The sequence below is a fragment of the Stutzerimonas sp. NM35 genome (assembly GCF_054604355.1).
In genome coordinates this window covers 2,260,254-2,282,274 of sequence record NZ_CM137728.1, presented here as the reverse complement: position 1 = coordinate 2,282,274, position 22,021 = coordinate 2,260,254, and the positions used below count along the sequence as shown (strand labels likewise).

The 22,021-nt window shown below is 60.5% G+C and carries 24 protein-coding genes and 1 tRNA gene; 22 read left to right on the top strand and 3 right to left on the bottom strand.

Annotation, left to right across the window (positions count from 1 at the left end; translation table 11 throughout):
- Nucleotides 1-153: 153 nt before the first annotated feature.
- Nucleotides 154-240, bottom strand: a tRNA-Leu gene (locus ACYCFC_RS10650).
- 116 nt (nucleotides 241-356) lie between these two features.
- Between ACYCFC_RS10650 and queA the strand changes: the two genes are divergently transcribed.
- The 6 genes from queA to ACYCFC_RS10620 all read left to right on the top strand — a co-directional run bounded on the left by queA (nucleotide 357) and on the right by ACYCFC_RS10620 (nucleotide 6,373).
- A complete protein-coding gene (gene queA / locus ACYCFC_RS10645; protein WP_181086849.1) occupies nucleotides 357-1,406 on the top strand; it encodes a tRNA preQ1(34) S-adenosylmethionine ribosyltransferase-isomerase QueA in 1,050 nt (349 codons plus the stop codon).
- A 14-nt stretch (nucleotides 1,407-1,420) separates the two neighbouring features.
- Entirely contained in the window at nucleotides 1,421-2,536 is a 1,116-nt protein-coding gene (gene tgt / locus ACYCFC_RS10640; RefSeq protein ID WP_181086873.1) for a tRNA guanosine(34) transglycosylase Tgt, read from the top strand.
- 40 nt (nucleotides 2,537-2,576) lie between these two features.
- Nucleotides 2,577-2,906, top strand: coding sequence for a preprotein translocase subunit YajC (gene yajC / locus ACYCFC_RS10635; protein ID WP_181086848.1), 330 nt, complete (start codon nucleotides 2,577-2,579; stop codon nucleotides 2,904-2,906).
- Between the two features lie 66 nt (nucleotides 2,907-2,972).
- On the top strand, nucleotides 2,973-4,841 hold the full coding sequence (gene secD, locus ACYCFC_RS10630; RefSeq protein WP_181086847.1) for a protein translocase subunit SecD: 1,869 nt from the start codon (nucleotides 2,973-2,975) through the stop codon (nucleotides 4,839-4,841).
- Nucleotides 4,842-4,853: 12 nt separating this feature from the next.
- Nucleotides 4,854-5,762, top strand: coding sequence for a protein translocase subunit SecF (gene secF, locus ACYCFC_RS10625; protein ID WP_459651566.1), 909 nt, complete (start codon nucleotides 4,854-4,856; stop codon nucleotides 5,760-5,762).
- 74 nt (nucleotides 5,763-5,836) lie between these two features.
- Entirely contained in the window at nucleotides 5,837-6,373 is a 537-nt protein-coding gene (locus ACYCFC_RS10620; protein ID WP_181086845.1) for a glycine zipper 2TM domain-containing protein, read from the top strand.
- A 52-nt stretch (nucleotides 6,374-6,425) separates the two neighbouring features.
- On the opposite strand, the gene ACYCFC_RS10615 is transcribed toward ACYCFC_RS10620, so the two are convergent.
- Together ACYCFC_RS10615 and suhB are read right to left on the bottom strand one after the other, a co-directional pair.
- A protein-coding gene (locus ACYCFC_RS10615) for an IS3 family transposase (protein WP_181087218.1) occupies nucleotides 6,426-7,645 on the bottom strand; the annotation gives its coding sequence in 2 pieces (ribosomal slippage) (nucleotides 6,426-7,297 and nucleotides 7,297-7,645; 1,221 coding nt in all).
- A 109-nt stretch (nucleotides 7,646-7,754) separates the two neighbouring features.
- Entirely contained in the window at nucleotides 7,755-8,570 is an 816-nt protein-coding gene (gene suhB, locus ACYCFC_RS10610) for a type III secretion system regulator SuhB (protein WP_181085888.1), read from the bottom strand.
- 142 nt (nucleotides 8,571-8,712) lie between these two features.
- On the opposite strand from suhB, the gene trmJ reads away from it, so the two are divergent.
- From trmJ to hisS, 16 genes are all read left to right on the top strand, one after another.
- Nucleotides 8,713-9,489, top strand: a complete 777-nt coding sequence (gene trmJ, locus ACYCFC_RS10605; RefSeq protein ID WP_459651565.1) for a tRNA (cytosine(32)/uridine(32)-2'-O)-methyltransferase TrmJ — start codon at nucleotides 8,713-8,715, stop codon at nucleotides 9,487-9,489.
- Complete coding sequence (cysE, locus tag ACYCFC_RS10600) at nucleotides 9,489-10,265, top strand: serine O-acetyltransferase (RefSeq protein ID WP_459651564.1); 777 nt, start codon at nucleotides 9,489-9,491, stop codon at nucleotides 10,263-10,265. The genes trmJ and cysE overlap by 1 nt, the downstream gene beginning before the upstream one ends.
- Before the next feature lie 163 nt (nucleotides 10,266-10,428).
- On the top strand, nucleotides 10,429-10,920 hold the full coding sequence (iscR, locus tag ACYCFC_RS10595) for a Fe-S cluster assembly transcriptional regulator IscR (RefSeq protein ID WP_181085882.1): 492 nt from the start codon (nucleotides 10,429-10,431) through the stop codon (nucleotides 10,918-10,920).
- Nucleotides 10,921-10,950: 30 nt separating this feature from the next.
- Nucleotides 10,951-12,165, top strand: coding sequence for an IscS subfamily cysteine desulfurase (locus ACYCFC_RS10590; RefSeq protein ID WP_181085880.1), 1,215 nt, complete (start codon nucleotides 10,951-10,953; stop codon nucleotides 12,163-12,165).
- Nucleotides 12,166-12,207: 42 nt separating this feature from the next.
- Complete coding sequence (iscU, locus tag ACYCFC_RS10585; protein ID WP_459651563.1) at nucleotides 12,208-12,600, top strand: Fe-S cluster assembly scaffold IscU; 393 nt, start codon at nucleotides 12,208-12,210, stop codon at nucleotides 12,598-12,600.
- 15 nt (nucleotides 12,601-12,615) lie between these two features.
- Nucleotides 12,616-12,939 (top strand): iron-sulfur cluster assembly protein IscA, encoded by a 324-nt coding sequence (iscA, locus tag ACYCFC_RS10580; RefSeq protein ID WP_256053641.1) that lies wholly within the window; start codon nucleotides 12,616-12,618, stop codon nucleotides 12,937-12,939.
- Between the two features lie 7 nt (nucleotides 12,940-12,946).
- Complete coding sequence (hscB, locus tag ACYCFC_RS10575; RefSeq protein ID WP_256053642.1) at nucleotides 12,947-13,468, top strand: co-chaperone HscB; 522 nt, start codon at nucleotides 12,947-12,949, stop codon at nucleotides 13,466-13,468.
- A gap of 41 nt (nucleotides 13,469-13,509) precedes the next feature.
- Complete coding sequence (gene hscA / locus ACYCFC_RS10570; RefSeq protein ID WP_459651562.1) at nucleotides 13,510-15,372, top strand: Fe-S protein assembly chaperone HscA; 1,863 nt, start codon at nucleotides 13,510-13,512, stop codon at nucleotides 15,370-15,372.
- Between the two features lie 5 nt (nucleotides 15,373-15,377).
- Entirely contained in the window at nucleotides 15,378-15,716 is a 339-nt protein-coding gene (gene fdx, locus ACYCFC_RS10565) for an ISC system 2Fe-2S type ferredoxin (RefSeq protein WP_256053644.1), read from the top strand.
- A 16-nt stretch (nucleotides 15,717-15,732) separates the two neighbouring features.
- A complete protein-coding gene (gene iscX, locus ACYCFC_RS10560) occupies nucleotides 15,733-15,933 on the top strand; it encodes a Fe-S cluster assembly protein IscX (RefSeq protein WP_459651561.1) in 201 nt (66 codons plus the stop codon).
- Nucleotides 15,934-16,267: 334 nt separating this feature from the next.
- Entirely contained in the window at nucleotides 16,268-16,699 is a 432-nt protein-coding gene (ndk, locus tag ACYCFC_RS10555) for a nucleoside-diphosphate kinase (protein WP_181085859.1), read from the top strand.
- 21 nt (nucleotides 16,700-16,720) lie between these two features.
- Nucleotides 16,721-17,866 carry a dual-specificity RNA methyltransferase RlmN gene (rlmN, locus tag ACYCFC_RS10550; protein WP_181085857.1) on the top strand — a complete coding sequence of 382 codons (1,146 nt, stop codon included), beginning with the start codon at nucleotides 16,721-16,723 and terminating at the stop codon, nucleotides 17,864-17,866.
- 11 nt (nucleotides 17,867-17,877) lie between these two features.
- Complete coding sequence (gene pilW / locus ACYCFC_RS10545; RefSeq protein WP_181085855.1) at nucleotides 17,878-18,636, top strand: type IV pilus biogenesis/stability protein PilW; 759 nt, start codon at nucleotides 17,878-17,880, stop codon at nucleotides 18,634-18,636.
- Nucleotides 18,633-19,571 (top strand): RodZ domain-containing protein, encoded by a 939-nt coding sequence (locus tag ACYCFC_RS10540; protein WP_459651560.1) that lies wholly within the window; start codon nucleotides 18,633-18,635, stop codon nucleotides 19,569-19,571. The genes pilW and ACYCFC_RS10540 overlap by 4 nt, the downstream gene beginning before the upstream one ends.
- A gap of 2 nt (nucleotides 19,572-19,573) precedes the next feature.
- Nucleotides 19,574-20,686, top strand: coding sequence for a flavodoxin-dependent (E)-4-hydroxy-3-methylbut-2-enyl-diphosphate synthase (ispG, locus tag ACYCFC_RS10535; RefSeq protein WP_181085851.1), 1,113 nt, complete (start codon nucleotides 19,574-19,576; stop codon nucleotides 20,684-20,686).
- A 13-nt stretch (nucleotides 20,687-20,699) separates the two neighbouring features.
- Nucleotides 20,700-21,983, top strand: coding sequence for a histidine--tRNA ligase (gene hisS / locus ACYCFC_RS10530; protein WP_459651559.1), 1,284 nt, complete (start codon nucleotides 20,700-20,702; stop codon nucleotides 21,981-21,983).
- Nucleotides 21,984-22,021 lie beyond the last annotated feature (38 nt).

Below are 22,021 nucleotides of genomic sequence, written 5' to 3'. Positions count from 1 at the left end.
TTTCGACCGTGCTGCCGTGCAGTGAATGCCGCTCTTGTGTCGGGTGTTGCGAGGGGTGTCGAGCTACAGGGCTCTGATAATGCTGTAAAGCGCTGCCGTGCTGCAAAACTGCCGGCATTCAGCGGGCTATCGGCTACCCGTTGAATAGAATGATGGTGCCTCGAGAGAGACTCGAACTCTCACGTTGTTACCAACGGCGGATTTTGAATCCGCTGCGTCTACCGATTCCGCCATCGAGGCACAGTGGCGGCGAAGTATAAGGATGCGCCGTAGGCCGGTCAATCGTTCGGCGTGGTCAGATTGCGGTGATTCCGCTAAGCTTTGCGCCCCCTGAGCTCCGTGCCGATCATCCTTACATGCAAGTCTCCGCTTTTTCCTTCGAGTTGCCCGATTCCCAGATCGCGCGCCATCCACTGGCCGAGCGTCGCGCCAGCCGCTTGCTGGTGCTTGACGGGCAGACCGGCAAGCTGGCGCATCGAGGCTTTGCCGATCTGCTCGACCATGTGCGTCCTGGTGATCTGATGGTGTTCAATAACACCCGCGTGATTCCGGCCCGGCTGTTCGGTCAGAAGGAAACCGGCGGCAGGCTTGAGGTGCTGGTCGAGCGGGTGCTGGACAGTCATCGCGTGCTCGCGCATATCCGCTCCAGCAAATCGCCGAAGCCTGGCAGCAGGATTCGGATCGATGGCGGTGGCGAGGCGTTGATGCTGGTGCGCCATGATGCATTGTTCGAGCTGGCGTTCGACGAGCAAGTGCTGCCGCTGCTGGAGCGCGTCGGCCATATGCCGTTGCCTCCTTATATAGACAGAGCGGATGACAGTGCCGATCGTGAGCGCTATCAGACGGTGTATGCCCAGCGCACCGGCGCGGTGGCGGCGCCCACGGCCGGGCTGCATTTCGATGATGCGCTGCTGGAGGCGCTGCGCGAGACGGGCGTCGAGACGGCCTTCGTCACCCTGCACGTGGGGGCAGGGACCTTCCAGCCGGTACGTGTCGAGCGTATCGAAGACCACCACATGCACAGCGAGTGGCTGGAGGTCGGCCAGGAAGTGGTCGATGCGGTCACAGCCTGTCGCCAGCGAGGTGGTCGTGTCATCGCGGTGGGGACCACCAGTGTGCGCTCGCTGGAGAGTGCTGCGCGGGATGGCACGCTCAAGGCGTTCAGTGGCGACACCGACATATTCATCTATCCGGGCAGGCCCTTCCATGTAGTGGATGCTCTGGTGACCAATTTTCATCTACCCGAATCGACCTTGCTGATGCTGGTTTCAGCCTTCGCCGGCTATCCGGAAACCATGGCGGCCTATGCCGAGGCTGTGGCTGAGGGCTATCGCTTCTTCAGTTACGGCGATGCCATGTTCATCACGCGCAACCCGGCCCCGCGCGGCCCCGAGGAAACACCATGAGCCGTACCTGCCACATGTCCTTCGAACTGCTCGCCACCGACGGCAGGGCCCGTCGCGGACGCCTGACCTTTCCGCGCGGCACAGTGGAAACGCCGGCGTTCATGCCGGTGGGCACCTACGGCACGGTCAAGGGCATGTTGCCGCGCGACGTCGAGGAAATCGGTGCCGAGATCATTCTCGGCAACACCTTTCATCTCTGGCTGCGCCCCGGTACTGAAGTGATCAGGGCGCACGGCGACCTGCATGACTTCATGCAATGGAAAGGCCCGATCCTGACAGACTCGGGCGGTTTCCAGGTGTTCAGTCTGGGGGCGATGCGCAAGATCAAGGAGGAGGGCGTCTACTTCGCTTCTCCGGTGGACGGCGCCAAGGTCTTCATGGGGCCGGAGGAGTCGATGCAGGTCCAGCGCGATCTGGGCTCCGATATCGTGATGATCTTCGATGAATGCACACCTTATCCGGCGGATGAGGATGTTGCGCGTCGCTCCATGGAGCTGTCGTTGCGCTGGGCCAAACGCTCGAAGCAAGCGCATGGCGACAGTTCGGCGGCGCTGTTCGGCATCGTCCAGGGCGGCATGCACGAATCGCTGCGCATGCGTTCGCTGGAGGGCCTGTGCGAGATCGGTTTCGACGGCCTGGCCATCGGCGGTCTTTCCGTGGGTGAGCCCAAGGAGGAAATGATCCGGGTGCTGGACTTCCTGCCGACGCAGATGCCGGCTGACAAGCCGCGCTATCTGATGGGCGTCGGCAAACCCGAAGATCTGGTCGAGGGCGTGCGTCGTGGTGTGGATATGTTCGACTGCGTGATGCCGACTCGTAATGCCCGCAACGGCCACCTGTTTACCGATACCGGCGTGGTGAAAATTCGCAACGCGGTACATCGTCATGACGATTCGCCGCTGGAGGCGGACTGCGATTGTTACACCTGCAAACACTTCTCCCGCGGCTATCTGCATCATCTGGACAAATGCGGTGAAATGCTCGGCAGCATGTTGAATACAATCCACAACCTGCGGCATTACCAACGTTTGATGGCCGGTTTACGCCAAGCCATTCAACAAGGTACATTGGCGGCCTTTGTCGATGCCTTCTATGCAAAGCGCGGCTTGCCAACGCCGCCGCTTGCATGACGAAATTCCATAATTTAAATCTCTGCAACAGGAGTGCTACATGAGCTTTCTGATTCCCGCCGCCTACGCTCAAGAGGCTGCCGCTGGTCCTGCCGGAAGCGGCTTCGAGTGGCTGTTTCTGGTCGGCTTTCTGGTCATCTTCTATCTGATGATCTGGCGTCCCCAGGCCAAACGCGCCAAGGAGCACAAGAACCTGATCGGCGGCCTGCAGAAGGGCGACGAAGTGGTGACTTCCGGTGGCATCGTTGGCAAGGTCACCAAGGTTGCCGATGATTTCGTCGTGATCGAAGTATCCGACAGCGTCGAACTGAAGTTCCAGAAAGTGGCGATTGCCGCGACCCTGCCCAAGGGCACTCTGAAAGCCATCTGAGCCGACTTCATTCAATAGCAACGACGGGGCGCGCAAGGCGCCCCGCGTCATTAGACGGGCTGCGTCATGCTCAATAGATTCCCCCTCTGGAAATACCTGCTGATACTGGTGGTGCTGGCAGTTGCCTGCATTTATTCGGCTCCTAATCTCTATCCCGACGATCCGGCTGTCCAGATTACCGGCGCTACCACCTCGCTGAGCGTCACCGAGGCCGATCTGAATAGAGCGAGTGCAGCGCTTGAAGAGGCTGGAATCGAGGTCAAGGCTGCTTCGCTGGACGAGCAGGGCAGGGGCGGCCTGTTGCGGCTGATACACCAGGACGACCAGTTGCCGGCCAAGGACGTAATCCGTCGCGCGCTTGGCGACGCTTATGTGGTGGCCCTCAACCTGGCGCCGACTACGCCCGACTGGCTGCGTAACCTCGGTGCAAGCCCGATGAAGCTTGGTCTGGACCTGTCCGGTGGTGTGCACTTCCTGCTCGAAGTGGACATGGACAAGGCTGTCGAGACGCGCTTGAACGTCCATGAAGGCGAGGTCAAGAGCCTGTTGCGCAAGGAGCGTGTCCGCTACCGCAGCCTGCCCACGCAGGGTAGTGCGGTGCAACTGGGCTTTGCCGACGAGGCGACGCTGTCCGCAGCACAGGCCCTGATCCGCAAGAATTTTACCGATTTCGACATTACCTCCAGTGAGCGTAATGGTCAGCAGGTGCTACGTCTGGCTCTTACCGAGGCGAAGCTGGCGGAGATTCGCGAGTATTCCATCAAGCAGAACCTCACTACGGTTCGTAATCGGGTCAACGAGCTGGGCGTATCCGAGCCGCTGGTGCAGCGCCAAGGTGCGAGCCGCATCGTGGTCGAATTGCCGGGCGTACAGGACACTGCGGAAGCCAAGCGCATCCTCGGCAAGACTGCCAACCTGGAGTTCCGTCTGGCAGCCGAGATGGATGCCCCGCGTGCAACTACCGAAACCTTCGAGTTCCGCCAGGAAGGGCGCCCGCCGGCGCAGTTGGAGCGTTCGCTGATCATCACCGGCGACCAGGTGACCGATGCCCAGGCCAGTTACGACGAGAATGGCCGTCCGCAGGTCAACATCCGTCTGGATGGTCATGGCGGCGAACTGATGAACCGCGCGACGCGCAACAGTGTCGGTCGCAGCATGGCGGTGATCTTCATCGAACAGCGTCCGCAGACCAGTTACGTCAAGCAGATGGTCGAGGGCGTCGAGCAGGAAGTGCGCGTCGAGACCTTTGTGGAAGATAAAAGGATCATCAGCCTGGCGACCATCCAGTCACCGCTGGGCAGTCAGTTCCGCATCACTGGCCTCGATGGCCAGGGCGAATCCTCGGAACTGGCGTTGCTGCTTCGCGCGGGTGGTCTGGCGGCGCCGATGTACTTCGCCGAAGAGCGCACCATCGGCCCGAGTCTGGGCGCCGAAAATATCAAGTTGGGCGTCCAGGCAGCGATGTGGGGTTTCCTCTTCGTCGCAATTTTCATTGTGCTGATCTACAAGTTCTTCGGCGTGTTGGCGACCGTTGCGCTGTTGTTCAACATGGTGGCGCTGACCGCGCTGATGTCGATGCTGGGTGCGACCCTGACGCTGCCGGGTATCGCCGGTATCGTATTGACCATGGGCATGGCGGTGGACGCCAACGTGCTGATCTTCTCGCGGATACGAGAGGAAATTCAGAATGGCATGTCGGTGCAGCGCGCCATTCACGAGGGCTTCGATCGTGCGTTTTCCGCGATTGTCGACGGCAACCTCACCACCTTGCTGGTGGGTGGCATTCTCTTCGCCATGGGCACCGGGCCGATCAAGGGTTTTGCGGTCACGCTGTCGCTCGGAATTCTGACGTCGATGTTCACTGCAATCATCGTGACTCGCGCCATGGTCAATCTGATCTATGGTGGCCGCGATCTCAAGAAGCTGTGGATTTAAGGGGCTAGCACGATGAAGCGCGTAATCAATTTCATGGCGGTGCGTAATGTGGCCTTCGTCCTGACGCTACTGCTGACTATTGCCTCGCTGGCCAGTCTGGCGGTGAAGGGCTTGAACTTCGGCCTGGATTTCACAGGCGGCACCCTGGTTGAACTGAACTATGAAAACCCGGTTGCCCTGGAGCAAATTCGTGGACAGCTGAGCGAGGGTGGCTTTGAAGGGGCGCTGGTGCAGAGTTTCGGCGCGACTACCGATGTGCTGATCAGGATGCCAGGCGACGATCCCCAGTTGGGCGAGCGTATTGCCGGGTCTTTGCGTGGTCAGGGCACCGGTGGAGACGTCATCGTCAAGCGAGTGGAGTTTGTCGGTCCTTCTGTGGGCGAGGAACTGCGTGATCAGGGCGGGTTGGGTATGTTGCTGGCCTTGGGCGGGATTCTGATCTACGTTGCGTTCCGCTTTCAGTGGAAGTTTGGCGTCGGCGCCGTGGTGTCGCTATTTCACGACGTGATCGTGGTGTTGGGGGTTTTCTCGTTCTTCGAGATATCTTTCGACCTTACCGTACTGGCTGCCGTACTGGCGGTCATCGGCTACTCGCTCAACGACACCATCGTGATCTTCGACCGCATTCGGGAGAACTTCCGAACGCTACGCAGGGCCGAGCTGATCGAGAACATCAACATTTCCACTACCCAGACTCTGCTGCGAACGCTGGCGACCTCGATTTCAACCTTGTTGGCGGTTGCGGCGCTGATGGTGTTCGGTGGCGAGAATCTCTGGGGTTTCTCGCTGGCGTTGATGATTGGTGTAGGGGCGGGAACCTACTCGTCCATTTACATCGCCAGCATTTTCCTGATCTGGCTCAAGCTCACCCGTGACGACCTGATCCCGCCGGTTGTCGAAGAGGTCGATGAGCGTCCCTGAACATTCGAACTTCTGGCGAGTTTCAGTGCCTAAGCGCGCAGCGGGGTCTTGCCCGTCGGAAGAAGGAATGTGCAGTGAACAAGTCAATGCTGGTGGGTGCGGTTCTGGGCGCGGTAGTGGTAACTGCAGGTGGTGCATTCGCCACCTATATGCTGGTCGATCGCGGGCCTGAGTTCGCCGAAGTGCTCGCGGTGGAGCCCATCAAGGAAACCATCAAAACGCCACGGGAAGTCTGCAAGGAGGTTGCCGTAACGCGACAGAAGCCGGTACAGGACGAACACCGCATCGCCGGCACAGCCGTGGGCGCCGTGGTCGGAGGCCTGCTGGGTAATCAGGTGGGTGGTGGCAACGGCAAGAAGATCGCCACTGTGGCGGGCGCGGTCGGTGGTGGTTACGCGGGTAACCAGGTGCAGCAGCGGATGCAGCAGAACAGCACCTACAGTACCACCGAGACACGCTGCAGCACCGTTACCGACAGTCACGACAAGATTGTCGGCTATGAGGTGAAATACGATCTCGATGGCAAGGTCGGCAGCGTCCGCATGGACCGTGACCCTGGCAGTCAGATTCCGGTCAGGGATGGGCAGCTGGTTTTGGCTCAGCAGCCCTGAATTGATGTCTAGTCCTGAAATAGGTTTACACCGATTCAGCTAGATTTCGGTACTAAAACGCCCGATGCACGGCATCGGGCGTTTTGTATTTCAGAGACAGATGCGGTCGTTCCGTGTTGTAGACCTCGATGGCTTCCCTGACCATTGCTCTTGCCTGCTTCAGGTCACCGGGGCTACGCAGCATCAGTTCATTCTTGAGTGTTCCGTTTACTCGCTCGGCGAGCGCGTTCTGGTAGCAGTCGTATCCGTCGGTCATCGAGCATTGGACGTTGTGGTGCATGTGAAGGGCTTGATACAGCGCTGAGCAATACTGGATCCCGCGATCAGAGTGATGGATCAACACCTGATTGCTGCGGCGCTGCCTCAGGGCATGCCTGAAGGCCATGGCCACGGATTCGGCATGGAGGCTCTCGTGCACGTGATGGCCAACGATCTTGCGTGAGTAGGCATCGGTAACCAAACTCAGATAGAGCGGACCGCTGCGGCTGGGAAGGTAAGTGATATCGGCCACCCAGACATGTTCGGGCGCCGCTGCAGTGATCTGGTCGGGACCAGGTTTGAGCAGATTCGGGTGGCGGTAGAAGCGGTGAAAACTATGGGTTGTCTTGTGGTACGCACGTTTGGGCAGCACCAGTAGACGATGCTCAGTCAGGATCCCGAACAGCCTGTCACGGCCCACTTTCAGGTCATCATTCGATTGGTTGCTCAGCAGATAATGCAGCTTGCGCGTGCCTATGCGCGGCTGACGTAGCCTTACACGCCGGACGTAGCAGGCCACCTGCTCGCTCTGCAGGCGACGCTGATCGGCGCTACGATTACGCTTGTAGTAAGCCTGGCGGCTGATGGACAGAAACTGGCAAGCCCTGACGATGCTCAGTCCTTCAACTTGCTTTTGCGAGAGGACTTGCCGGGTCGCTTTTTTACGATCGAAACACCGTAGTCATTTTTCAGCACATCGACCACGGACTCGAAGAACTGGGCCTTTTGCCTCATGACCTGCAGTTGCTGTTCGAGCTCTTTGATCCGCTGCTCAGGCGTCAGGTTTGCTGGATCGGTCATGACTTCGCTCCTGCCGGGTCGAACCGAAGCCCCCTGACTCCAATCTTGCCGACCATGCTTGCGCAACCATACCAAAACCGTAGACCTGCCCTGGATCCCGTACTGAGCCTGGGCCTGCTTGTAGGTCAGCTCGCCTTTTTCGATCTGGTCGACCACAGCCAATTTAAAAGTCAGTGAGTAATCACGCTGGGTTCGCTTAACACCTTGATCCATCGAGGTCTCCAGGTTCTCGGGGGAAAGGTGTAAACCTTATTCAGGACGGGACATGATGATCAAAAAAAGCGCCTTTCGGGGCGCTTTTTTGTGGCTGTCTGGCGAGCTGTCAGCGCTTCAGTGAGGGTGTCAGGTGCGGCTGGATCGCGGTCAGTACGGCCTTGAAGCACTTGCTGTTGCCGGCGACGACCTGGCCTTTTTCAAGGAAATCATGACCGCCGGAGAAATCACTGACCAGTCCGCCCGCTTCCTGAATCAGCAGCGCGCCTGCAGCCATGTCCCATTCGGAAAGACCGAACTCCCAGAAGGCGTCGAAGCGACCGGCAGCGACGTAGGCCAGGTCCAGGCTCGCAGCGCCCGCGCGGCGTACGCCGGCAGTCTGGCCGACCAGGCTGCGGAACATGCTGAGATAGGCATCCAGGTTGTCCATCTGCCCGTCGCGGAACGGGAAGCCGGTACCCAGCAGGGCGCCTTCGAGGCTCTTGCGCGAGCCGACGCGCAGGCGACGGCCATTGAGTGCGGCGCCGCGTCCCCGGCTGGCGGTGAATTCTTCCTGGCGCACCGGATCGATGATCACGGCATGTTCCAGGCGACCGCGGTACTTGCAGGCGATGCTGACCGCGTAATGCGGAACGCCACGCAGGAAGTTGGTGGTGCCATCCAGCGGATCGATGATCCACAGGTAATCGGCGCCATCACCAGAGCCTTGCGACAGCCCGCTTTCTTCGCCAAGAATGCCGTGGTTCGGATAGGCCTTGCGCAACGCGGTGATGATGAGTTGTTCCGCGTTGCGGTCGATTTCAGAGACGTAGTCGCGAGCGTCTTTTTCGCTGACCGAGATCACGTCCAGGCGCTCGGTGGAACGAATAATCAGTTCGCCGGCGCTGCGGGCGGCGCGCAGCGCGATATTCAGCATGGGCTGCATCGATCAAATACCTGGTCGTTTAAAGAAAGCCGCGAATTCTAGCAGAAAGCATTCGCCACATGTTGTATGCGCCGCAGTTCAATGGCGAAGCAGCGGGTGCTTCCTGTAAGCTTTTGCCTTTGCTTTTGGCCGGGAAGAAACAGTGTCGCTTCAGAACATTCGCGTGGTGCTGGTCAATACCAGCCATCCTGGCAATATCGGTGGTGCCGCTCGGGCCATGAAGAACATGGGGCTGTCCCGGCTGGTGCTGGTCGACCCCGAGGATTTTCCCAGTTCCGAGGCGGTGGCGCGTGCGTCGGGCGCAACCGATATTCTCGATGCGGCGCAAATCGTCGCAACCCTTGAGGAAGCGCTGGTAGGGTGCAGCGTCGTGCTTGGCACCAGCGCGCGTGACCGGCGTATTCCCTGGCCCCTGCTGGATCCTCGCGAGTCGGGCTCGGCCTGTATCGAGCAGGCTGAGCAGGGCGGCGAAGTGGCGCTGGTCTTCGGTCGCGAATATGCGGGACTGACCAACGAAGAACTGCAACGTTGCCATTACCACGTGCACATCCCTTCCGATCCGCAATTCAGTTCGCTGAACCTTGCCGCAGCTGTGCAGGTGCTCGCCTACGAGGTGCGCATGGCCTGGCTGGCCGCCCATGATCAGCCGAGCAAGCAGGAGAAGCTGGAAACCACCTCGCTGCTCAATGCGCAGCCGGTGACCGCCGACGAGCTGGAGCACTATTACGGGCATCTTGAGCAGACGCTGATCGATATCGGTTTCCTCGATCCCGCAAAGCCCCGTCACCTGATGCCCCGATTGCGCCGGCTCTACGGTCGCAGTGGCGTCAGCAAGCTGGAAATGAACATCCTGCGCGGCATTCTGACCGAGACCCAGAAGGCCGTTCGCGGTGAGCCTCACAAGCGGAGACAAGACTGATGTTCGAGCGCATGCGCGAAGATATCCAGAGCGTATTCCATCGCGATCCCGCAGCGCGCAACGCCTTCGAGGTGGTCACCTGCTATCCGGGATTGCACGCAGTCTGGTTTCACCGGCTGTCCCACTGGCTGTGGCGCAAGGACTGCAAGTGGCTGGCGCGGATGAACTCCAATCTGGCGCGCTGGCTCACCGGCATCGAGATTCACCCTGGTGCGCAGATCGGTCGACGCTTTTTCATCGACCACGGCATGGGCATCGTCATCGGTGAAACCGCCGAAATTGGCGACGATGTGACGCTCTATCACGGGGTGACCCTGGGTGGCACCAGCTGGAACAAGGGCAAGCGCCATCCGACGCTGGAGAATGGTGTGATCGTCGGCGCCGGGGCGAAGATTCTCGGACCGTTCACGGTCGGCGCGGGCGCCAAGGTCGGCTCCAATGCGGTGGTGACGCGCGAGGTGCCGGCGGGCGCGACTGCGGTGGGCATTCCCGGCAAGGTCATCATCAAATCCGATGAAACCCAGGGGGCCAGGCGCAAGGCGATTGCCGAGAAAATCGGCTTCGATGCCTATGGCGTCAGCGAGGACATGCCAGACCCGCTCGCCCGCGCCATCGGGCAGTTGCTCGACCATGTGCAGGCGGTCGAGGCGCGCATGGAGGAAATGGGCCAGGCGCTTACCGCGCTGGGCAGCGATTATTGCGCCAGGAAGATGCCAGAGCTGCGCGAGGAAGATTTCGCTGAAATCAAGCACGATGGAGAAGGGCCGCGAGCATGATGGCGGGCCGGGTGCTAGCTGGTATGATGCTGCTCCGGTTGGGGCGCGCCTCGCTGCAAGCGGCTATTCGGTGAAAGGCTGAGTAAATTGATAGGTCATATAGTTGATCTAAATACTCGGGTATTGCATACTTGCGCCAAACCTTGATGCTTGGTGCAAGCTGATGCGATTGACTACCAAAGGCCGTTACGCCGTAACCGCGATGCTCGACCTGGCGCTGCATGCGCAGCAGGGTCCCGTCTCACTAGCGGATATATCCGAACGCCAGGGCATTTCGCTTTCCTACCTCGAACAGCTGTTCGCCAAACTGCGCCGTGGCAGTCTGGTCAGTAGCGTTCGCGGTCCGGGCGGTGGTTATCAGCTGTCCCGTGCAATGGCCGATATACAGGTCGTACAGGTGATCGATGCGGTCAACGAATCCGTGGATGCCACACGCTGCCAGGGGCTGGGTGATTGTCATTCGGGCGATACCTGCCTGACTCACCACCTCTGGTGCGACCTGAGCCAGCAGATTCACGAATTCCTCAGTGGCATCAGCCTGGCCGATCTGGTCAATCGGCGCGAGGTCCAGGAGGTGGCGATGCGGCAGAATATGCGTCATGCCAATGGCCAGACACCGCAACACGACAAGATTGAAGCGTCCGCCATCGAATGAGCCGGGCGACAGCCGAATAGGAGATACCTGATGAAACTGCCGATTTACCTGGACTACTCCGCTACCACGCCGGTCGACCCGCGTGTGGCCGAGAAAATGATCGAGTGCCTGACTGCCGACGGCAATTTCGGCAATCCGGCTTCGCGTTCCCATGCCTTTGGCTGGAAGGCCGAAGAAGCCGTGGAGAATGCACGTCGCCAGGTGGCCGAGCTGGTCAATGCGGACCCGCGCGAGATCGTCTGGACCTCCGGTGCAACAGAGTCCGACAACCTCGCCATCAAGGGTGTTGCCCATTTCTATGCTTCCAAGGGCAAGCACATCATCACCAGCAAGATCGAACACAAGGCTGTACTCGATACCACCCGCCAGCTTGAGCGCGAAGGGTTCGAGGTCACTTACCTCGATCCGACCACTGATGGTGTGATCACCCCGGCCATGGTCGAAGCCGCATTGCGTGACGACACCGTGCTGGTATCGATCATGCACGTGAACAACGAGATCGGCACCATCAACGACATCGCTGCCATAGGCGAACTGACCCGCTCGCGCGGCGTGCTGTTCCACGTCGATGCGGCGCAGTCGACCGGCAAGGTGGAGATCGATCTGGAGAAGCTGAAGGTCGACCTGATGTCCTTCTCCGCCCACAAGACCTACGGTCCCAAGGGAGTCGGTGCGCTCTACGTTCGCCGCAAACCGCGCGTGCGCCTCGAAGCGCAGATGCATGGCGGTGGCCACGAGCGCGGCATGCGTTCGGGCACACTGGCTGCGCATCAGTCGGTGGGCATGGGCGAGGCCTTCCGTATTGCCAAGGAAGAAATGGCGGCGGAAAACGAGCGTATCCGTGCGTTGCGTGATCGCTTCTTCAAGCAGGTCGAGCATCTCGAGGAACTGTACGTCAACGGCAGCATGACGGCGCGAGTGCCGCACAACCTCAACCTCAGCTTCAACTATGTGGAAGGCGAGTCGTTGATCATGGCGCTCAAGGACCTGGCGGTGTCGTCCGGTTCGGCCTGCACCTCCGCTTCACTGGAGCCGTCCTACGTACTTCGCGCCCTTGGCCGCAACGACGAGTTGGCGCACAGTTCTATCCGCTTCACTTTCGGACGCTTCACCACTGAAGAAGAAGTCGACTATGCCGCGCAGAAGGTCAGCGAGGCGGTCACCAAACTGCGTGAACTTTCACCTTTGTGGGACATGTTCAAGGACGGCGTCGACCTTTCCACGGTCGAGTGGGCGGCCCACTAAGCCGCTGCACTGCGCATAGTCAGAATCAACGAGGATTGCACCATGGCATACAGTGAAAAGGTCATCGACCACTACGAAAACCCCCGCAACGTCGGCAAGTTCGACGCAGAGGACCCTTCCATCGGCACCGGTATGGTCGGCGCGCCGGCCTGCGGTGACGTGATGCGTCTGCAGATCAAGGTCAACGAGCAGGGCGTCATCGAAGATGCCAAGTTCAAGACCTACGGTTGTGGCTCGGCAATCGCTTCCAGCTCCCTCGCCACCGAGTGGATGAAGGGCAAGACCCTCGAAGAAGCCGAAACCATCAAGAACACGCAACTCGCGGAAGAGTTGGCCCTGCCGCCAGTGAAGATTCACTGCTCGGTGCTGGCCGAGGACGCTATCAAGGCCGCCGTTCGCGATTATCGTGAGAAGAAAGGCCTGCCCCAGACATAAGCGGAGGAGGTATCGATGGCTATCAGTATGACGACTGCCGCCGCCGATCACGTGCGTCGCTCTCTCGAAGGGCGTGGCAAAGGCGTCGGGGTCAGGCTGGGTGTGCGCACCACGGGCTGTTCCGGCCTCGCCTACGTGCTTGAGTTCGTCGATGAGGCGGCTGCCGAGGATGCGGTTTTCGACAATCACGGCGTCAAGATCATCATCGACCCGAAGAGCCTCGTCTATCTTGACGGCACAGAGCTCGATTTCGTTCGTGAAGGCCTCAACGAGGGCTTCAAGTTCAACAACCCCAACGTGCGCGGTGAATGTGGCTGCGGCGAGAGCTTCAATATCTGAGGGCGCCGTGGGTATTCCCTGTCATTACGCGCTGTTCGAGTTGCAGCCGGCATTCGATCTTGATCTGGACATGCTGTCGTCGCGTTATCGCGAGCTGGCACGCAAGGTTCATCCCGACCGGTTCGCTGATGGTAGTGAGCTGGAGCAGCGGCGAGCGGTTGAAGAGTCGGCCAATCTGAACGAGGCCTACCAAACCCTGAAAAGCCCTTCGCGGCGCGCTCGTTACCTGCTTGCGTTGCAGGGGCAGGACATGCCCCTTGAAGCGACCGTCCAGGATCCGGAGTTCCTTCTGCAGCAGATGCAATGGCGTGAAGAACTGGAAGAGCTGCAGGACGAGGCCGATGTGGCGGGCGTCATGACGTTCAAGGCTCGCCTCAAGGCCGCCCTGCAGGACATCAATGAAGCCTTCTCCCGTACCTGGCAGGACCCTGCGCATCGCGAGGAAGCAGAGCGGCTGGTCCGCCGTATGCAGTTTCTCGACAAGCTGTCCCAGGAAGTGCGCCTGCTGGAAGAGCGCCTCGACGATTAACCCCGCGTAGCGCCTGGCGCTGCGCCCGATATCAGACAGACATGGCCTTACTTCAGATAGCTGAGCCCGGACAAAGCCCGCAACCTCACCAGCGCCGTCTGGCGGTTGGTATTGATCTGGGCACAACCAATTCCCTCGTGGCTGCCTTGCGTAGCGGCATTACCGCACCACTGGCCGATGCTGACGGCGAGGTGATTCTGCCTTCGGCCGTGCGTTATCACGCTGATCGTGTCGAAGTGGGGCGGGCGGCCAAGCAGGCAGCCTCCAGCGATCCGCTAAACACCATTCTGTCGGTCAAGCGCCTGATGGGGCGTGGTGTCGGCGACGTCATGCAGCTGGGTGGCCAGCTGCCGTATCGCTTCAGCGAAGGCGAGTCGCAGATGCCCTTCATCGAGACGGTGCAGGGGGCGAAAAGTCCGGTGGAGATATCCGCCGAAATCCTCCGGGCGCTGCGCGAGCGCGCCGAGGCGGCACTTGGTGGTGAGCTGGTGGGTGCGGTGATCACCGTGCCGGCGTATTTCGACGATGCGCAACGGCAGGCGACCAAGGATGCCGCCCGTCTGGCCAATCTCAATGTACTGCGCCTGCTCAACGAGCCGACCGCTGCAGCTGTGGCCTATGGTCTTGACCGCCAGGCCGAGGGTGTCGTGGCCATCTATGACCTGGGTGGCGGGACTTTTGATATATCCATTCTGCGCCTGACCAAGGGTGTATTCGAAGTGTTGGCTACCGGCGGTGATACGGCGCTGGGTGGTGATGACTTCGATCATGCAATTGCCAGCTGGATTCTGACTCAGGCCTGTGCTTCGTCAGATCTGGCTCCGGGTGCGCAGCGTGAAGTGCTCAAGCTAGCCTGTGATGCCAAGGAGCGACTCACCGCTGAAGAATCTGTCGAGCTGAAGTATGCCGATTGGCAGGGTGTTTTGACGCGGACGATTTTCCACGAACTGATCGATCCGCTGATCGCCCGCAGTCTTAAGTCCTGCCGTCGTGCGCTGCGCGACTCGGCGGTCGAACTGGAAGACGTTCACGCGGTGGTGATGGTTGGCGGTTCGACGCGGGTTCCGCGTGTGCGTGAGCGGGTGGGCGAGATGTTCGGTCGCCAGCCGCTGACCGATATCGATCCTGATGAGGTGGTGGCCATCGGTGCCGCGATCCAGGCCGAAACCCTGGCGGGCAACAACCGTGATGGCGAAGAGTTGCTGTTGCTGGACGTTATTCCTCTGTCGCTGGGCCTGGAGACCATGGGCGGACTGATGGAAAAGATCATCCCGCGCAATACCACCATCCCGGTCGCGCGTGCGCAGGAATTCACCACCTATAAAGATGGCCAGTCGGCCATGATGATTCATGTCCTGCAGGGCGAGCGCGAGTTGATCGCCGACTGCCGCTCACTGGCGCGCTTCGAACTGCGTGGCATTCCGCCCATGGTCGCTGGAGCGGCGAAGATTCGCGTCACCTTCCAGGTCGATGCCGACGGGCTGCTCAGTGTCTCCGCCCGCGAGCTTGCGTCGGGTGTCGAGTCGAGCATTCAGGTCAAGCCTTCCTACGGGCTGACTGATGGCGAGATCGCGCGGATGCTCGAAGACTCCTTCCGCAAGGCGGGCGAAGACAAGGTCGCCCGTGCGCTGCGTGAACAGCTGGTTGATGCTCAGCGTTTGCTCGAAGCGGTCGAGACTGCATTGGCGGCGGATGGCGAGCGTTTGCTCAGTCAGGAAGAGCGTGACGCGATCATGCTGCAGATGCAGGCCTTGCGTGACTTGCTCGACAGCCAGGATGGCCTTGTCATCGAGCGACAGATCAAGCGCCTCAGCCAGATTACCGATGCCTTCGCAGCGCGCCGCCTGGACTCAACCGTCAAGGCCGCACTGGCCGGACGGCAGCTCAACGATATCGAGGAATGACCCAGATGCCGCAGATTGTTTTCCTGCCCCATGCAGACCATTGTCCGGAGGGGGCGGTAGTAGAAGCCCGGGTTGGCGAAACCGTGCTGGATGCCGCGTTGCGCAGTGGCATCGATATCGAGCACGCCTGTGAGAAATCCTGTGCCTGCACCACCTGTCACGTCGTAATTCGCGAAGGCTTCGCTTCGCTGGAAGCTTCCGACGAGCTGGAAGACGACATGCTGGACAAGGCCTGGGGCCTGGAGCCTGACTCACGGCTGTCCTGTCAGGCTGTCGTGGCTAACGCCGATCTGGTGGTGGAGATCCCCAAATACACCATCAACCAGGTTTCCGAAGGCCATTGAGGGCGAGGGCATCATAATGAGTCTCAAATGGGCGGATGTGCTGGATATCGCCATCGAGCTTGCCGAAACCAGGCCGGACGTTGACCCGCGCTACGTCAACTTCGTCGACCTGCACCGCTGGGTGGTCGAGCTGCCAGAGTTTTCCGATGATCCGGCGCGCGGTGGCGAGAAGGTTCTCGAAGCCATTCAGGCGGCCTGGATAGAAGAAGCCGATTGACACGACAAGAGCGCTGAAGGCTTAAGGCTGGACGAAAAAGCGCTTTATTCGTTCAGTTGTAGGTCGGATCACGCTTCAGCGACCCGGCGAGCGAAGTCTCGGTGGATGTAAAAAATGACGCTGGCTCGTTCAGTTGTAGGTCGGGTCACGCTTCACCGACCCGACGAGCGGAGTCACGGTGGATGTAAAAAAGCGACATCCACCCTACGCTGGCTTGCAGCTTGCGGTCTGGCTCGTCCGGTCGCCGGCTCCCACCCTTATGTTTTTAACCCGAACCCGCGTATAATTCGCGGGTTTACTCGTTTGCTTTAAACCCACCAGACTGGAGCTTCACATGGCCCTGCAACGTACCTTCTCCATCATCAAGCCTGACGCTGTCGCCAAGAATGTCGTCGGCGAAATCACCACCCGTTTCGAGAAGGCCGGCCTGCGCGTCGTCGCTTCCAAGATGGTCCAGCTGTCCGAGCGCGAAGCCGGCGGTTTCTACGCTGAGCACAGCGAGCGCGGTTTCTTCAAGGATCTGGTTGCCTTCATGGTTTCCGGTCCGGTCATCGTCCAGGTTCTGGAAGGCGAAGACGCCATTGCCAAGAACCGCGAGCTGATGGGTGCAACCAACCCTAAAGAAGCCGCAGCAGGCACCATCCGTGCCGATTTCGCCGTTTCCATCGACGAAAACGCCGTACACGGTTCGGACTCCGAAGCCTCCGCCGCTCGCGAAATCGCTTACTTCTTCGCTGAAACCGAAGTCTGCGCGCGTATTCGCTGAGTTGAGCGACAGGTGAATTCCATGATTGCCACGACTGCCAAAGTCAATCTGCTGGGGCTGACCCAGCCACAGCTGGAACGCTTCTTCGAGTCCATCGGGGAGAAGCGCTTTCGTGCCGGTCAGGTGATGAAATGGATTCACCACTTTGGCGTCGATGACTTCGACGCCATGAGCAACATCGGCAAGGCCTTGCGCGAAAAGCTCAAGGCTTCTGCCGAGATACGCGGCCCGGAAATCGTCAGCGAGGACATTTCCAGCGACGGCACCCGCAAATGGGTGGTGCGTGTCGCATCGGGCAGCTGTGTCGAGACCGTTTATATTCCGCAGGGGGGGCGTGGCACGCTGTGCGTTTCCTCCCAGGCGGGCTGTGCGCTGGATTGCAGTTTCTGCTCCACCGGCAAGCAGGGCTTCAACAGCAACCTCACCGCAGCCGAAGTGATCGGCCAGGTGTGGATCGCCAACAAATCCTTCGGCAGCGTTCCGGCCAAGGTCGATCGCGCCATCACCAACGTGGTGATGATGGGCATGGGCGAGCCGCTGCTCAATTTCGACAATGTCGTCGCCGCCATGCACATCATGATGGACGATCTCGGTTACGGGATTTCCAAGCGCAAGGTGACGCTCTCGACATCCGGCGTAGTGCCGATGATCGACGAGCTGTCCAAGGTCATCGACGTGTCGCTGGCGCTTTCACTGCATGCGCCGAACGATGCATTGCGCGACCAGTTGGTGCCGATCAACAAGAAGTATCCGCTGGAGATGCTCCTGGCCTCCTGCCAGAACTATATTTCCAGCCTGGGCGAGAAACGTGTTCTCACTATCGAATACACCCTTTTGCAGGGCGTCAACGATCAGCCCGAGCATGCCGAACAGATGATTGCGCTGCTGGCTAAAATACCCTGCAAAATCAATTTGATTCCTTTCAATCCATTCCCCCATTCAGGCTATGAGCGGCCCAGCAACAATGCCATCCGGCGTTTTCAGGACATCCTGCATAAAGCCGGGCACAATGTGACGGTGCGGACCACCCGTGGTGAGGATATCGATGCAGCCTGCGGCCAGTTGGTCGGACAGGTGATGGATCGTACACGCCGAAGCGAGCGTTACATCGCTGTGCGTGAGTTGCAGTCCGAGCCTGCGGCGCCCATTGCCACGAACCGATCCTGAGGGGGATGCTGATGACCACGCGCATTGCGCTGCTGCTTCTACTTACCGGCCTTATGGCCGGTTGTGTTTCTTCAGGCTCCAGTGATCCGCTACGTACCTCGAGCGGGCGCGAGCAGGCGCGTGATGCCTATATCCAGCTCGGTATCGGTTACCTGCAGCAGGGTGAGGCCGCGCGGGCGAAGACGCCCCTGCGCAAGGCGCTCGAACTGGACCCCGGCAGCGCCGATGCCCATGCGGCCCTGGCGCTGGTGTTCCAGAACGAGATGGAGTACCAGCTGGCCGACGAGCACTACCGCAAGGCCCTTTCCGGGCGCAATGACGCACGCATCCTGAACAACTATGGCAGCTTCCTGTTCGAGCAGAAACGCTATCCGGAGGCCATGGAGCGTTTCACCAAGGCCTCCGAGGACAATCTGTACAGCGAGCGTGCGCGGGTCTTTCAGAACATGGGCATGACCGCATTGCAGCTGGGACAGCGCGAGCAGGCCGAAACCTACTTTACCCGCGCGCTGCGCCTCGACAGCCGCCAGCCGCGTGCCCTGCTCGAATTGGCGTTGCTCGCGTACGAGGCCAAGGATTACGTACCGGCGAAGCGTTATTACGACGGTTTCAGCAGCCTGTCCGAGCAAAGTGCTCGCAGCTTGCTGCTGGGCATTCGTCTGGCCAATATTCACCAGGACCGCAATCAGGCTGCGAGCCTGGGGCTGCAGCTCAAGCGGCTGTATCCGGGTACGCCTGAATATCAACAGTTTCTTTCGGAGCAACGATGACCGCGCCCCATTCCGAAGTGGCTGCCCCGACGGCTGCCAACCCTGGCGAAACGCTTCGCGCTGCGCGTGAAGAAAAGGGTTTGCCGCTTTCTTCGGTAGCCCAGCAACTCAACCTGTCGGAGCGCTCGCTGGCCCAGATCGAAGCCGGTGACTTCAGCCGGCTGCCGGGACTGACCTTCGCCCGTGGTTATGTGCGGGCCTATGCCAAGTTGCTGGGGCTGGATCAGAATCGCCTGGTCAACGAATTCGATCACCATACCGGTACGGGCGCCGCCGCCAGCAGCATCAACAGCCTGGGGCACATCGACGAGCCGGCGCGATTGTCACGTGGCGTGATGCGTTTCTTCGTGTTCGCGCTGGTCCTGATCGCCGCGGCGGCTGCACTGTTCTGGTGGCAGGATCAGTCCACGCGCAGCCAGTCCGTCCCGGCAGTCACCACGCTGGATCAGATCGAGGTGGAAGCTGCAGACGGCACCACCGAGATTCACCTGCTTGAACGTGACGAAGAACCGCTTGAGCTGGATGAGTCGCTCGACACGCCGGCGGCCTCCAGTCTTTCGTCGCAGGAACAGGCCGAGCAGGCGCCAGTTGTAGCACCGACTGAAGAACCTTCTGCGGCGGACGAAGCACCTGTCGCCGCGCCAGCGGCTACGGCACCGTCGCCAGAGACTGAAGCCGTTTCGCTGGCGCCGGGTGAAGGTCGCCTGACGCTGAATTTCACCGCCGACTGCTGGACGCGGGTAACCGATGCTGACGGCGAAGTGCTCTACAGCGCGCTGGCCAAGGCCGGCAGCAGCCGTACCCTGGTCGGCAAGACGCCACTGGATCTGCATCTCGGCTTCCCTTCAGGCGCGCAAGTGAGCTTCAACGGCGAAGCCGTCAATCTTTCTGGTATTACGCGTGGCGAGACCGCGCGTCTCAAGCTCGGACAGTAATCATGCATTCTGAGTCCCCCATCAAGCGCCGTCCCACTCGCAAGATCTGGGTAGGCAACGTGCCGGTCGGTGGCGATGCGCCCATTGCCGTGCAAAGCATGACCAATACCGAAACCTGCGATGTCGATGCGACCGTCGCACAGATCCAGCGCCTGCAGGATGCCGGCGCCGATATCGTGCGCGTCTCGGTACCCTCGATGGATGCGGCGGAGGCCTTCGGCAAGATCCGCCAGCGCGTGCAGTTGCCGCTGGTCGCCGATATCCATTTCGACCACCTGATCGCCCTGCGCGTGGCTGAACTGGGCGTCGATTGCCTGCGCATCAATCCGGGCAATATCGGTCGTGAGGACCGGGTGCGCGCCGTGGTCGATGCCGCACGGGATCGTGGCATTCCGATCCGCATCGGCGTCAATGCCGGCTCGCTGGAAAAGGACCTGCAGAAGAAATACGGCGAGCCGACGCCCGAGGCGCTGGTGGAGTCCGCGCTGCGCCACGTCGAGCATCTGGACCGGCTGAACTTTCCCGACTTCAAGGTCAGCGTGAAAGCTTCCGACGTGTTCATGGCCGTTGCCGCCTATCGCCTGCTGGCGAAGGAAATCGAACAGCCCCTGCACCTGGGCATCACCGAAGCCGGCGGCCTGCGTTCGGGTACGGTGAAGTCGGCGGTGGGGCTGGGCATGTTGCTGGCCGAAGGCATCGGCGACACCATCCGCATTTCCCTGGCAGCCGATCCGGTGGAAGAAATCAAGGTCGGTTTCGATATCCTCAAGTCACTGCGGCTGCGTTCGCGAGGGATCAACTTCATCGCCTGTCCGAGCTGCTCGCGGCAGAACTTCGATGTGGTCAAGACCATGAACGAGCTGGAAAACCGCGTGGAAGACCTGCTGGTGCCGATGGATGTCGCGGTGATCGGTTGCATCGTCAACGGTCCGGGTGAAGCCAAGGAGGCGCACATCGGCCTCACTGGCGGCAGCCCCAACAACCTCGTCTATATCGACGGCAAGCCGGCACAGAAACTGACCAACGAAAATCTGGTGGATGAGCTGGAACAGCTGATCCGCCGCAAGGCTGCCGAGAAAGCCGAGAGCGATGCGGCACTGATCCTGCGCAGCTGATTAAGGAACCGATTTGAGCAAGTCCCTGCAAGCCATTCGTGGCATGAACGATATCCTGCCGGCGCAAACGCCGGTCTGGCGTTACCTGGAAAGTACCTTCGCGCAGCTGCTCGACGGCTATGGCTACAGCGAGATCCGCCTGCCGATCCTCGAATTCACCGACCTCTTCGCCCGTGGTATCGGCGAGGGCACGGACGTGGTGGACAAGGAGATGTACACCTTTCTCGACCGCAACGAGGAATCCCTGACCCTGCGCCCCGAAGGCACCGCCGGCTGCGTGCGCGCGGTGCTGGAGCACGGCATGACCGGCGGCGGCCAGGTGCAGAAACTCTGGTACAGCGGGCCGATGTTCCGCTACGAGAAGCCGCAGAAGGGCCGCTATCGGCAGTTCCACCAGATTGGCGTGGAAGTCTTCAACCAGCCGGGGCCGGACGTCGATGCCGAGCTGATCGTGCTCACCGCGCGCCTGTGGAAGCAGCTCGGCATCGCCGATGCCGTGACCCTGCAGCTCAACAGCCTGGGTTCCAGCGAGGCCCGCGCGACCTACCGCGATGCACTGGTCGCGTATCTGCAGCAGCGTTTCGACCAGCTCGACGAAGACAGCCAGCGCCGCCTGACCACCAATCCGTTGCGCATTCTCGACAGCAAGAATGCCCAGACCCAGGCGTTGCTGGCCGATGCGCCGACGCTGAGCGATTTCCTCGACGAGGAATCGCGCGCGCATTTCGCCGGGCTCAAGGCGCGGCTCGATGCCGCTGGCATTGCCTATGAGATCAATCCGAAGCTGGTGCGCGGCCTGGATTATTACGGGCGCACCGTGTTCGAGTGGGTGACCGACAGGCTGGGCGCGCAGGGCACCGTCTGTGCCGGTGGCCGCTACGACGGGCTGATCAGCCAGTTCGGCGGCAAGCCGACGCCGGGTGTAGGCTTTGCCATGGGTGTGGAGCGGCTGGTGCTGCTGCTGGAAACCCTGGAACAGGTGCCCGAGACGCTCAACCAGCCTGCTCATGCCTATATCTGTGCCTTTGGCGAGGCGGCCGAGCTGGCCGCGCTGGCGCTGGCCGAGCGCATGCGCGACGAACTGCCGGGCCTGCGCCTGCTGGTCAATGCCGGCGGCGGCAGCTTCAAGAGCCAGTTCAAGAAGGCCGACAAGAGCGGCGCACGTTTCGCACTGATTCTGGGTGAGGACGAACTGGCCGGTCGCGTGGTAGGTTGCAAGCCGCTGCGCGACGACAGCGAACAACAAAGCATTGCCTGGGATGCTCTGCCCGAGCGTCTGGCTGCCTGTCTGGCGTGATCGACAGGTCCGAATTCAGCGAATCAAAGGAGTAACAG